Source organism: Leekyejoonella antrihumi, from assembly GCF_007845645.1.
Classification (GTDB): domain Bacteria; phylum Actinomycetota; class Actinomycetes; order Actinomycetales; family Dermatophilaceae; genus Leekyejoonella; species Leekyejoonella antrihumi.
Genome location: NZ_VCQV01000009.1, coordinates 88035 through 99490 on the forward strand (window position 1 = coordinate 88035; position 11456 = coordinate 99490).

The window sequence follows — 11456 nt, forward strand, 5'->3', positions numbered from 1 at the left end:
CCTCACTGCACCTCAGCGACTCCTGGATCGGAAGACGATTGCGCACACTCAACGTGGGAGTGCTGGCACATGTTGATGCCGGCAAGACCAGCCTGACCGAACGACTCCTTTTCGCCACCGGCACGCTTGAGCACCTCGGAAGTGTCGATACGGGGACCACTCGCACCGGCAGCATGGACCTCGAGCGCGCCCTCACCACCTTCACGGCTCCGCCCGAGAGAGTCGGTGGTCGTCCTGTCCACCGTCACCGCGCAAGGGAGCCGCAACGCGGCCGTTCGAGCAGTGCCCCTTGACGACGCGTCGGTCATCGAGCGACTGGCCGCCCATGACGACGACCTTCTCGAACGTTGGGCAGCCGGGTCGCCGGCGCCGCGCTCGCAGCTCGAGCGGGCGTTCCAGCACCACGTTGCAGCTCGCCTCATCACCCCAATCCTCGCCGGATCAGCCGTGACCGCCGTGACCGGAGCCGGAGTGGCCGATCTACTGCGGACCATGACCGGCATCCGAGCACCGGTCGCATCAGCGGATGGCCCAGCGTCTGGCAGTGTCTTCAAGGTCGATCGGGACGGACAGGGACGCCACGTGTTCATCCGGATGCAACGTGGTCGACTGCACGTACGTGACCGGCTCGACCTGGGCGAGCGCCCACCGGAGAGGGTGACCGACCTACGCGTCTGTAAGGACGGGACGCTCGTTTCGACGCGATGGGTTGCCGCGGGTGAGATCGCGCGAGTCGACGGCCTGGCCTCAGCTCGCATCGGCGACCGTTTCGGGGCCTCACGAGGATGCTCCGCCTTTCGCGTTCCCGCCGCCCACTGCCGAATCGATGATCAGCACTGCGGAACGCGTCGAGGTGAACTCTTCACCGCGTTGTCCGAGCTGGCGGATGAGGATCCGCTCATCCGGCTCCGCATCGAGGCGGGCACCGGTGACATCGCAGTCAGCCTCTACGGCGAGGTGCAGAAAGAGGTCATGGCCGCGCTGCTGCTGGATCGGTACGCAATTGCGGCCACCTTCAGTGAGGCTCGCTCTGTTTGCGTCGAGCGGATCACCGGCGTCGGCGCTTCGGTCGAGCGCATCCAGCAAAGAGACAACCCCTACCTGGTGACCGTCGGACTTCGCGTCGAACCGGCACCCGTGGGAACGGGCATCGAGTCCGGCTCGATGTCGAGCTCGGCTCCATGCTCCCGCGTTCTTCACCGCCACGCAGGAGGCCGCCCGGCATACCCTGCAGCACGGTCCTCACGGGTGGGCGGTGCCGGACGCGGTGATCACGGTCACCGAGTGCGGCTACTGGGCACGGCAAGGTCATGCTCACCAGAAATTCAACAAGGCGTCTTCGACTGTCGCCGGGGACTTTCGGTGCCTCACCTCTGTCGTCCTCATGGCGGCGGTCCACGAGGCCGGCACCGAGGTCTGCGCACCCGTGCACCGGTTCGAGCTGGACGTGCCGAGCGAGTGGGGGCCGCGAGTCCTGTCCGCGCTCGGCAAACATCAGGGTGTACCACTGCTCACAACCGCTCATGGGAAGTACACGCGAGACGAGGGACACCTGCCGGCGGAGTCCCTCGGGGCGTTGTCCGGCGGCTAGCCGACCTCACCCACGGTGAGGGCGTCATGACGACCCGGCCCGACCAGTACGCACCGGTCCATGGTGCACCGCGTCTGGGCGTTGGGCGCGATCCGGACCCGTGCCACCGTCAGACGTGGTTCCGTGACGTCAAACGTTGAGTGACGCGTGACTGCCTCGCAAAGGTTCACAGCAGGTCGTCGGGTGCGAAGACCTGCACCCGTTGCCGGGTTGCCAGGTGGATCGGCCACTGCGGCTGCTGGTCTTCGAAGGCCGAAGCCAACGCGCGCGCCCAGCGACGATCGGTGTCCGTCATCCTTGCCGTTCCAGGGCGCGAAAGCAGCATCGGGATGGAAGCGACTCCCAGCTCGTCGCGCGCCCGCACAATGAAGGTCGACACCTCGGCAAGGGTGTCATCATCGGGGTCCATCGGTATGTCGTCGATCGGCACCACCACCGGTGCTACTCGCTGATCGTGCTCGACGAAGATCAACCAGAGGGAACGCTTCTCGAAGTCCTCCTCTCCCATCAGACCCACCCAGTGCTCCCGGAGCTCGGTGTCGTTGGTAATCAGTCTTCCTGGTGTAAAAGTTGTCATGCCTCGAGCATGACCGAGATTGACCACCGTCCTCGAAGTTATCCACAGGGTCCGCAGTCCAAACGATCCCGGTATGTAGGACGGCACTGGCCCGTACGTGACCCCAAGACGAGCCTCTGTCACAGTCGTGTCGTGCCGAACAAGTTGCGGATCGATGGCTTCATCATCGCCATCCTGGCCACCGTCGCGTGCGCGACGGTGCTCCCGGCGAGTGCCGGCTTCGCGCCCACCCTCGAATGGATCGTGCATCTCGCGATCGGTCTGCTCTTCTTCCTCTACGGCGCGCGGATGCACCCCCGTGAGGCGCTGGACGGGCTCAAGCACTGGCGGTTGCACGTGACGATCCTGTCGTTCACCTTCGTGATCTTTCCCGTGGTCGGCATTGCGCTGCGCGTGCTCGAGCCGCACCTGCTCACTCCCACCCTCTACACGGGGGTGCTCTACCTGACGCTGGTGCCGTCGACCGTGCAGTCCTCGATCGCCTTCACCTCGATCGCCAGGGGCAACGTCGCCGGGTCGATCGTGAGCGCGTCGGCGTCCAACCTGCTGGGGGTGGTCCTGACGCCCGGCCTCGTCCTGCTGATGGCCTCGGCCGGCCTCATGGGCTCGAGCGGATCGATCCAGATCAGCACCAGTCAGATCGGCGACATCTTCGTGCAGCTACTGCTGCCTTTCATCCTCGGCCAGCTGGCACGCCCACTGGTCGGCCGGTTCGTGACCGAGCACGCGAAACGGCTCAAGATCGTTGATCGGGGGTCCATCCTGCTGGTGGTGTATTCCGCGTTCAGCACCGGAATGCGTCAGGGCATCTGGCACTCCGTAACCGCGTGGCAGATCCTGCTGTTGATCGGCCTGGCCATCGCCATCGTCGCCTTCATGCTCTGGCTGACCAGCTGGGTTTCTCACCGCTTCTCGTTCGACCGCGGCGACCTGATCGCCGTACAGTTCTGCGGGACCAAGAAGAGCCTTGCCAGCGGCCTTCCCATGGCAGCAGTCCTATTCGCCGGTCAGCCGGTCGGTCTGATCGTCCTGCCGTTGATGATCTTCCACCAGGTCCAGCTGATGATGTGCTCGTGGCTGGCGGCCCGGTATTCGCGGGAGTCACTTCGCGAGCCCCCTACGTCAAGGGTTCAAGAACTGGATCACGGATGAGTTGACCTCATCCTTGAACTCGTCGAAGAATCCATGCCGGCCACCGGCCCTGATCCTCACGGTCGCATGCGGCACCCGGTCGGCGATGACCTGCGCGTTCTCCACCGGCGCCATCTGGTCGGCATCTCCGTGCAGGATCAAGGTTGGTGAGCTGATCGACGGCAAGAGGTCGTACGCGTCGTGCCGAGCGCTCACGCGGAGGTGCAGCCGGGCGGCAAGTGCCGTCATACCCGGGTCGCCGAGCAGGTTGGACGTCAGGTCGCCCGTGAACCAGGCCGGCGTGTACATCAAGTCGAGGAGCGCATCCCGCCGCCGGCGTGCATCGGGGTCGGCAAGGTTCTGGCGCACACGATTGCTGCGCTCCAGCGCGTGCACACCACCGGGCGTCGTGCACGCCAGGACCAGGCCCCCGACACGCTCGGGGTGCTGCGCAGCGAGCACCTGCGCGACACGTCCACCCATCGAGGTGCCATAGACATGGGCACGCCGAATACCCAGCTCGTCCAGCAGCGCGACCGCATCCTCTGCGAACAGCCCGGTGGACCAACCGGCGTCCATGGACTCGGGGGCAGTGGTCTCCCCCGTGCCGCGATAGTCGAACGTCACGGTGCGAAAGACCTGCCCCAGATCCTCGCGTATGCCGTCCCACCAGTGGTGCGAGTTGGCCTGGCCTTGCAGAAGCAGCAGCCACGGACCATCCTCGACGCCGGCCACCTGATGGGCGATCACCGCATCGTCAGGACGAATCACAGAGCCGCTGTTCACGACGGCAAGCCTGCCACGGCGGGCGGCGGGAGGCGAACCCACCACCCGCCGTGGGTTATTCGTGCAGGTAGTAGATGCTGAAGCTCGTGCCACCGGACAGTCCGCTGGTGTGGTCTTCATACCCCGAGCTGTTGGACGCGTCCATGGCGATCGGGCCGTAGCTGCCCACAGGGCTGCCGTTGATCTTGGCGTCGGTGAAGCTGACGGTCCCGAAGCGCGGGTAGGCACCGGTCGGCGACTCGATGATGAACTCCGCGCTGGCGTTCGCCGCGTTCAATGACTTCCTGGTGGTCTTGCTCCAACCTTGGGTCAGGTCACTGAGCTTCAGCGTGTAACGGGTGCCGCTGCGGGTCACGGGGGCCGTGATCGTGTCCCCCGCTCGGACCGAATTGCCGTAATGGACGGGGTTTGCGGGGAACATCTCGTACCACGCCTGGTCAACGGGGCTGCCGGACGAGCAGTCCGTGGCCACCCCGGTCTGCTCGACGGACGAGCTGCCGTAGCCGTCGATGCCGACCCATGTAGCCATGAGGTCGTTCGAGGAGTTGCAGGTGACTGACGGCTCCACCCACGACGTGGAGGTGCTGGTGAAGCCCGAACCCTGTGCGGCCATGCCGGACCAGTTGCCGCCATTGATGTTGTAGCCGGTTCCGCGAGTCAGTGCGGTGCTGCCGGCGGGCCGGCGAAGTGGCGTGCCGACATGCGTGCTCCTTGGTGGCAGTGCCGGTGGTCGATCTGACACCCGGCGGCGGAAACGTACGACCGTACTGAGGGTCGGAACGGTTTCCTGACCGCGCCCAGACCAAGGTTGGGCACGGTTTTACCCGTCCGATTCCTCCCACATACCAAACCGTCAGGGTTCTCTCGGACAACCACACCCCGGGTGCGACACGACTATCCTGCGAAGTGGCCAACAGCTCCGCACAAGGTGGTCCCCGATGCCGCACAGCCTCCCCATGCCCGACCTGGACTCGATCCGTGCCGCGCAGGTGCGTATCAAGGACTACGTGCAACGCACCCGGGCGATCCGCAGTGCCGCGTTGAGCAGCCGATCCGGCGCCGACGTCCATCTCAAGCTGGAGATCGAGCAGCCAACCGGCAGCTTCAAGGTGCGAGGTGCCTGCAACGCCATGCGGGCGATGTTCGAGGCCGGTCGGGTCGAGGGGGTCACCACGGCTTCGACCGGCAATCACGCTCGTGCCGTGACCTACCTGGGTGATCGATTCGGGCTGCCCGTGCGAGCCTTCCTGGCCGACAGCGTCGCCGGCTCCAGGGTGCAGGCCCTGGAGGAGCTGGGTGCCACGGTGGATCGCAGCTCCAGTGATCAGACGGCGGCGATCATCGCCGCCGTCGAGTATGCCGAGGCGCACGGGTACGGGTTCATCCCGCCCTTCGACCACCCGGACGTCATCAGCGGCCAGGGCACCATCGGGCTAGAGCTGTGCGACGATCTGCAGTCCCTGGACGCGGTGATCGTGCAGGTCTCGGGAGGAGGGCTGATCGACGGGATCGCACTCGCCGTCAAGGCAATGAGCCCTTCCACGCGGATTATCGGAGTCTGCGCCGACGCCGCTCCGGCCATGAAGGAGTCGCTTGCGGCCGGCCACCCCGTTGGGGTCCCAGAGCTGCCGACGATCGCAGCGTCGCTGATGGGTGATCTCGGACCGGACAATCAATACACGTTCCCCATCGCGCAGCAGGTGATCGACGAGATGGTCGCGGTCAGCGATGAGTGCATTCGTCAGGCCACCGACACCATCGCGGACGATGAAGGCCTGGTGGTCGAGCCTGCCGCGGCCGCCGGAGCCGCCTACCTTCGAGCAAGCGGCGACCGTTTCGCCGGTGCCCGGGTTGCGCTGATCCTGACCGGCAACACCGTCGACTCCGACTGACCCCACTCCCGTGGCATCGCGGGCATTTTCGTTGACACCACCGCGCGTTGGAAGAATGGACCCCAACCCTCGCATCCAGTGCACACTGAACGTGTAGCCCGCGCACCGTCACCCGTGGGCCGCAGCATCGAGGTGGCCGGTCCACCTGTCGCGGGAGCGGTTGTCCGCGCCCGATTCTCGGGGCCTTATACGCACTTGGGCCAGACACCGCAGTCGGTGTCTGCCGCACGCAGGAGCATAACCATGAAGAAGAAGCTCACCGCCACCTTCACCGGCACCGCAATGGCCGCCTCCCTGGCAATGACCACTCCGGCGCTGGCGCATCCGCGGCCACAGCCGCACGCACCGCAGCTGACCACCGTCGCGAGCGGGCTCATCAGCCCGTTGTCCCTCGCGGTCGGATCTGGGGGCACCCTCTACACCACCCAGAACTTTGCCGGGCAGCTCGACCGAGTCAGCCCGCATGGCAAGGTCACCCCGCTCTACACCTCAACCGACGGGTCAGAGGTAGGCGGCGTGTCTGTGCATGGCCGAACCGTCACCTTCACGCTCACCGGACCCAAGACCCTTGTCCTCCAGCGTGATCAGCGCGGTCACATCCGGACACTCGCCGACGTGGGAGCCTACGAGGCCAAGTACAACCCGGATCGGCGGGTCCACTACGGCATCTCGAACCTCTCCAAGTCCTGCGCCGCACAGTTCCCTGAGGAGGTACCCGCGTCCTACACCGGCCTCGTCGACTCGCACCCCTATGCCACGACCGAGTCTCGCGGCACCACCTATGTGGCAGATGCCGCCGGCAACACTGTCCTGAGCATCGACCGGCGCGGTCACGTGCGCACGGTCGCGGTCCTGCCGGCGCAGCCGGCCGTCGTCACGGCCGCGGCGGCGGCGGCAAGCGGCCTGCCAGCGTGCACAGTCGGCAAGACCTATCGCTTTGAACCGGTTCCCACGGACGTCGAGGTCGGGCCGGACGGGTGGCTGTACGTCAGCACCCTGCCCGGTGGCCCCGAGGACGCGAGCCTCGGTGCGCGTGGTGCCGTCTACAAGGTCAACCCCCACACCGGCAAGACGCATCGGGTCGCCACCGGGTTCCTCGGCGCAACCAACCTCGCAGTCACTCGGCATGGAGACATCTACGTGACCGAGCTGTTCGGCGACCGGATCTCGTTGATCAAGCGCGGATCTCACAAGGCGGTCACCTGGGTCAACACCACGATGCCTGCCGCAGTCGAGGCCACATCGCGTGACATCTACGCAACCACAGGCGTGCTCATCGGGATGGACCCGGGCAGCGCACCGGGCGGGATGATCGTCAAGGCAAGGGTCAACACCTCCCGCTGGTAACCGGATTGGTTTCCTGATTGGCTGACCTGACCAAGGTCCCCCTGTGAGGAGAGCGAGACGATGCTGATCTGTGCCACCTGCGCCGTGGAGTATGCCGAACCCGTGCCCGAGGTCTGCCCCATCTGCGCCGACGAACGGCAGTACGTCCCGCTCGACGGCCAGCATTGGACCTCCCTCGACGAGCTCGCCTCGAACGGCGAGGAACTCACCGTCCACGATCTCGAACCCGGCATGCTGGGCATTCGCAGCAGGCCGAGCGTGGGCATCGGGCAGCAGTGCATCGTCGTGACCACTTCACAGGGGTCCCTGGTCTGGGACCCGACGGGCTACGTCGACGACGCGACGGCGCAACGGGTGCGCGATCTCGGTCCCGTGCTCGCGATCGCGGCCAGCCACCCGCACATGTTCGGCGTCCAGGTCGAGTGGTCCCGTCGACTCGGAAACGCTCCGGTGCTCGTCGCGGAGGCCGACCACGGATGGCTTGGCCGGGACGACGAGGCCATCCAGACCTGGTCGGGCACCCGGGAGATAGCCGGCGGGCTCATCCTGCACCAGGTCGGCGGGCACTTCGCGGGCAGCGCGTGTGTGCTCTGGAAGGACGGTGCGGACGGGGACGGTGTCCTGCTCACGGGCGACACGATCTTTCCCAACCCGGATCACCGGTCGGTCGGCTTCCTGCGCAGCTATCCGAACAAGATCCCGTTGTCGGGCGCGGTGGTCCAGCGGATCGCCGGCCGGCTGGAGGCGCTGAGCTTCGATCGCATCTATGGCAACTTCAACAACGTCATCGACCACGACGGGCGGCAGGTCGTGCGGGCGTCAGCCGACAGGCACACGGCCTGGGTCCGGGGCGACCACGACGATCTGACCTGACGTGGTCAGAGAGGTTCTACCTGCCGGACGACCTCTGCCACCAGCGGGTACGCCTCATCATCGGTGTCGTTGCCCATCCCGAAAATCGTTGCTGTCGTGCCGATCTCGGCAAGCCGGCCGAGCCGGTCGACTACCTGGTCCACGGACTCCGTTGTCTCACCAGAGGGTGTCTTCGATCCCGGACTGGCTGACAGGGCGACCCGAGTGAGCACCGTCCGGTCGATCTCGGCATAGTCGCGCCCGACCTCGTCGCAGTGCCGCGCGAGCACGTCATACTTCGCCTTGACGGCCTGTGGTCCCATGTCGAAGATGTTGCACGCATCGGCATACTTCGCAACCAGTCTCAGGGTCTTGCGCTCTCCCCCGCCGCCGATCAGGATCGGCGGGTGCGGGCGCTGGATCGCCTGTGGCGCGTTGAGCGGTCGCTGCAGGTGGTAGTGCTTCCCTTCGTATGCCGTGTCGTCGCCGGACCACATCTGCTGGGCGATCTGCAGTGTCTCCTCGAGTCGCTCGAACCGCTCTGTCACCTCGGGATACCTCACCCCGAGACCGTTGTGCTCCTCCTCGTTCCAAGCGGCACCGATGCCGAGCCACGCACGTCCTCCCGACAGCACGTCGAGCGTCGTGACCGTCTTCACCAGGAGCCCCGGGTGCCGATAGGTCACCCCGGTCACCAGAGTGCCCAGCGTGATCCTGGAGGTTTGGCCCGCCGCGAACGCCAGCGCGGTGTAGGCCTCCAGCATGTCCAGCTCCGGTGGTCCGATCATCTTGATCTGGAAGAAGTGGTCCATCACCCAGAGGCTGGACATCCCTGCCGTCTCGGCGTTCTTGGCGATCCGCCCGAAGGTTGGCCCGATCCGGGATGTGTCGTCGGACCAGCTGAAGAACGAGACCTGCAGACCGATGCGCATGCGTGCATCGTGGCACAGCCGTATGCGTCGCCGCCGTCCTACTCGTCGACATCCTCTGGGCTCACCGTCGACACGTGCAGGATCCCGTCCATCTCGCTCAAGGACGTCATGAGCAGCTCGAGGTCACCGCGTCCGCCCAGCTGCACCTTCACCTCGACCGAGGGCCCCTCGGGCGCGACTACTCGACGGCTCGGCGAGGTCTTGCGGCCCGGGCGGTGGTGCGTGGTGCTCATTCCGGCGACGACGAAGCCGGACTGGGTGACCACGGACAGCACCTCCCGCAGGAGACCGCGGCCGTCGAGGTAGTGCACCCGCAGGGCCGGCCACGGGCTGATCACCCGACGCGCAATGAGGTTGGCGGCCGGTGGCAGAAGCAGGATGGCCAGGAAGTATCCGATGGTGCTTGCCACGGCGAGGATCTCCAGACCCGCCCCTGCGGCTGCACCCACAGCGGCCGTCAGCCAGATGCTTGCCGCCGTGGTGAGCCCTCGCACCGATCCCCGTCGGACGAAGATGATGCCGCCACCGATGAACCCGAGGCCGGTCACGATCTGGGCAGCAACACGGGACGGATCGAGGACCACACGGGGGCCGAGCACGTCGGTGAAGCCGTACTTGCTCACGAGCATGAAGAGCGCAGAGGCGAACCCGACGACGGTGTAGGTCCGCACCCCGGCGGCCCGCTGCTTGAGCTCCCGCTCGAGGCCGATGACCGCGGACAGGCCGAAGGCGATCGCGAGCTCACCGATCTGTGTCCACCCCTGCCCGACGGGCTCATCGAACGCGGCGTGGATGATCATGGGTCAAACTTAGGGCAGCACACTGCGCCAGGTAGTCGTCGACTCCCGCGTGACGTGCCCGGCGTCGTTGGTGATTGTGATGGTGCGCCGTGTCAGGTCGTAGGTCGTGCCGTTGTGCTCGATCACCCATCCGTCGCCGGTCGGAGCGGGATCATCGATCTCGATTCCCGCATCGTGGGGGTTCGTGACGACATAGCCGCGGTAGTAGTAGCGACCGTTCGCCGTCTGACAGACGACGGTCTGGAACGTCGCGGACGCGGCGACTGTCATCGCGGGGTCATCGGCATTGCAGCGTGCGCGGGGGTCCGCCCACCCCTGCCAGTCGTACCCGTCCCCCGGGCCAATGGTCGCGGCAGTGGACGCCGGTGCCGCGCCGGACGACCCGGCGGATGACGCGGATGTGCGAACCGATGTCGCCGAGCCGCCGACTGTCGGTGATGTGGTCGCGGCCGGCTCGCCGCTGTCGGCGGCCGTGACGCCGGTCGTCTGTCCTGCCGCCGACGCCTGCGAACCACCATTGCCGAGGATCAGCCACAGCGCGACAGCGGCCGCAGCGACGATCACAGCCGCGGCGGCCAGCCACCACATTCGGTTGGAGCGCGGCGCAACCGGCACGGGCACCGGCGATGGTGGTCGAGGGGTGCCGGTCGACGCCGACCCGTGCAACGCCTCTTCGGCGGCCCGAGCGAGCGCACCCGCGGTGGTGAAGCGGTGGTCCGGCGACTTCCCCAGTCCGCGTTGCAGCACCTGATCGAACGCGGCGGGTGCGCCGAAGGGCTGCACCGACGGGGGTGGTGAGTAGAGGTGCGCTTGGATCTGGGCGGCGACGTCGCCGCCGGCGAAGGGCTTGCTGCCGGTGAGGCACTCGAAGAGGACGCAGGCCAACGAGTAGACATCGGACCGCGCGGTGGCCGGATCGCTGCCAAATCGTTCGGGTGCCATGTAGGACAGAGATCCCATCGCTCCGCCATCCTCGGTCATGCGGCTGTCCGCGCTGCGGCTCGCAATTCCGAAGTCGGCGAGGTAGGCGAACCCGCTCGGCATCACCAGGATGTTCGCCGGCTTGATGTCGCGGTGCACCAGGCCATCGGCGTGTGCGGCATCGAGGGCGGCAGCGACCTGCGCGGCGATGCGCACGGCATACTCCGGGTTGAGTGCGCCACCGGATCGCAGAACCGACAGCAGATCCCGGCCCTTCACCAGGCGCATGTCGATGTAGAGGACTCCGTCGATCTCACCGAAGTCGTGGATCGGGATGATGTGCGGCTCCTGAAGTCGCGCGGCGGTGCGGGCTTCCTGCCGGAAACGCTCCTGGTAGGCGGGATCCGAGGCGAGGTCCGCGGGCAGCAGCTTGAGCGCGACGGTGCGGTCCTTGCGGGTGTCATACGCGGTGTAGATCACGCCCATGCCACCGCGCCCGAGCAACGACTGGAGCCGGTAGGGACCAAAGCGCGTGCCTACCCGCTCTGTGCCGCTATCGCTCATCGTCACACCTCAGGATCGTCGTCATGGCCCCGGACAGACTATCCGGGGACGATCTAGCACGTA

13 protein-coding genes and 1 pseudogene are annotated in these 11456 nt (G+C 66.5%); 6 read left to right on the forward strand and 8 right to left on the reverse strand.

Annotated elements, in window-relative coordinates:
- Window positions 1-38: 38 nt before the first annotated feature.
- Window positions 39-188 (forward strand): annotated as a pseudogene (locus FGL98_RS26260) (GTP-binding protein); the annotation flags it as partial.
- 13 nt (window positions 189-201) lie between these two features.
- Here the strand turns inward: FGL98_RS26260 and FGL98_RS25355 are convergent.
- Together FGL98_RS25355 and FGL98_RS08780 are read right to left on the reverse strand one after the other, a co-directional pair.
- Window positions 202-405 (reverse strand): hypothetical protein, encoded by a 204-nt coding sequence (locus FGL98_RS25355; protein ID WP_222432082.1) that lies wholly within the window; start codon window positions 403-405, stop codon window positions 202-204.
- Window positions 406-777: 372 nt separating this feature from the next.
- The gene (locus FGL98_RS08780) at window positions 778-1086 is read right to left on the reverse strand and encodes a hypothetical protein (protein WP_146316381.1); all 309 of its coding nucleotides are present in this window, start codon (window positions 1084-1086) and stop codon (window positions 778-780) included.
- Window positions 1087-1255: 169 nt separating this feature from the next.
- Between FGL98_RS08780 and FGL98_RS08785 the strand changes: the two genes are divergently transcribed.
- Window positions 1256-1591 carry a hypothetical protein gene (locus tag FGL98_RS08785; protein WP_146316382.1) on the forward strand — a complete coding sequence of 112 codons (336 nt, stop codon included), beginning with the start codon at window positions 1256-1258 and terminating at the stop codon, window positions 1589-1591.
- A 166-nt stretch (window positions 1592-1757) separates the two neighbouring features.
- On the opposite strand, the gene FGL98_RS08790 is transcribed toward FGL98_RS08785, so the two are convergent.
- A complete protein-coding gene (locus FGL98_RS08790) occupies window positions 1758-2168 on the reverse strand; it encodes a hypothetical protein (RefSeq protein WP_146316383.1) in 411 nt (136 codons plus the stop codon).
- A gap of 132 nt (window positions 2169-2300) precedes the next feature.
- On the opposite strand from FGL98_RS08790, the gene FGL98_RS08795 reads away from it, so the two are divergent.
- A complete protein-coding gene (locus tag FGL98_RS08795) occupies window positions 2301-3320 on the forward strand; it encodes a bile acid:sodium symporter family protein (protein WP_246136450.1) in 1020 nt (339 codons plus the stop codon).
- Here FGL98_RS08795 and FGL98_RS08800 read toward each other — a convergent pair.
- Window positions 3291-4085: an alpha/beta fold hydrolase gene (locus FGL98_RS08800; protein WP_246136451.1), complete on the reverse strand. Its 795-nt coding sequence runs from the start codon at window positions 4083-4085 to the stop codon at window positions 3291-3293. The two genes, FGL98_RS08795 and FGL98_RS08800, sit on opposite strands and share 30 nt — an antisense overlap.
- A 55-nt stretch (window positions 4086-4140) precedes the next feature.
- Entirely contained in the window at window positions 4141-4827 is a 687-nt protein-coding gene (locus tag FGL98_RS08805) for a G1 family glutamic endopeptidase (protein ID WP_222432077.1), read from the reverse strand.
- Between the two features lie 196 nt (window positions 4828-5023).
- Between FGL98_RS08805 and FGL98_RS08810 the strand changes: the two genes are divergently transcribed.
- The 3 genes from FGL98_RS08810 to FGL98_RS08820 all read left to right on the forward strand — a co-directional run bounded on the left by FGL98_RS08810 (window position 5024) and on the right by FGL98_RS08820 (window position 8197).
- Complete coding sequence (locus tag FGL98_RS08810; protein ID WP_146316386.1) at window positions 5024-5977, forward strand: threonine ammonia-lyase; 954 nt, start codon at window positions 5024-5026, stop codon at window positions 5975-5977.
- A gap of 243 nt (window positions 5978-6220) precedes the next feature.
- A complete protein-coding gene (locus FGL98_RS08815) occupies window positions 6221-7324 on the forward strand; it encodes a ScyD/ScyE family protein (protein ID WP_146316387.1) in 1104 nt (367 codons plus the stop codon).
- 60 nt (window positions 7325-7384) lie between these two features.
- Entirely contained in the window at window positions 7385-8197 is an 813-nt protein-coding gene (locus tag FGL98_RS08820) for an MBL fold metallo-hydrolase (protein ID WP_146316388.1), read from the forward strand.
- A gap of 5 nt (window positions 8198-8202) precedes the next feature.
- Here FGL98_RS08820 and FGL98_RS08825 read toward each other — a convergent pair whose 3' ends face one another.
- From FGL98_RS08825 to FGL98_RS08835, 3 genes are read right to left on the reverse strand one after another with little or no spacing between them, the layout of a single operon-like run.
- Window positions 8203-9108 (reverse strand): LLM class F420-dependent oxidoreductase, encoded by a 906-nt coding sequence (locus FGL98_RS08825; RefSeq protein ID WP_146316389.1) that lies wholly within the window; start codon window positions 9106-9108, stop codon window positions 8203-8205.
- Between the two features lie 38 nt (window positions 9109-9146).
- Complete coding sequence (locus FGL98_RS08830) at window positions 9147-9908, reverse strand: MgtC/SapB family protein (protein WP_146316390.1); 762 nt, start codon at window positions 9906-9908, stop codon at window positions 9147-9149.
- A 9-nt stretch (window positions 9909-9917) separates the two neighbouring features.
- Window positions 9918-11393, reverse strand: coding sequence for a serine/threonine-protein kinase (locus FGL98_RS08835; RefSeq protein WP_146316391.1), 1476 nt, complete (start codon window positions 11391-11393; stop codon window positions 9918-9920).
- Window positions 11394-11456 lie beyond the last annotated feature (63 nt).

Bases quoted from the DNA above. Each gene is read 5' to 3' on its own strand.
- FGL98_RS08790 (WP_146316383.1), bottom strand. From the start codon at position 2,168: ATGACAACTTTTACACCAGGAAGACTGATTACCAACGACACCGAGCTC.
- FGL98_RS08810 (WP_146316386.1), top strand. From the start codon at position 5,024: ATGCCGCACAGCCTCCCCATGCCCGACCTGGACTCGATCCGTGCCGCG.
- FGL98_RS08815 (WP_146316387.1), top strand. From the start codon at position 6,221: ATGAAGAAGAAGCTCACCGCCACCTTCACCGGCACCGCAATGGCCGCC.
- FGL98_RS08820 (WP_146316388.1), top strand. From the start codon at position 7,385: ATGCTGATCTGTGCCACCTGCGCCGTGGAGTATGCCGAACCCGTGCCC.
- FGL98_RS08825 (WP_146316389.1), bottom strand. From the start codon at position 9,108: ATGCGCATCGGTCTGCAGGTCTCGTTCTTCAGCTGGTCCGACGACACA.
- FGL98_RS08830 (WP_146316390.1), bottom strand. From the start codon at position 9,908: ATGATCATCCACGCCGCGTTCGATGAGCCCGTCGGGCAGGGGTGGACA.
- FGL98_RS08835 (WP_146316391.1), bottom strand. From the start codon at position 11,393: ATGAGCGATAGCGGCACAGAGCGGGTAGGCACGCGCTTTGGTCCCTAC.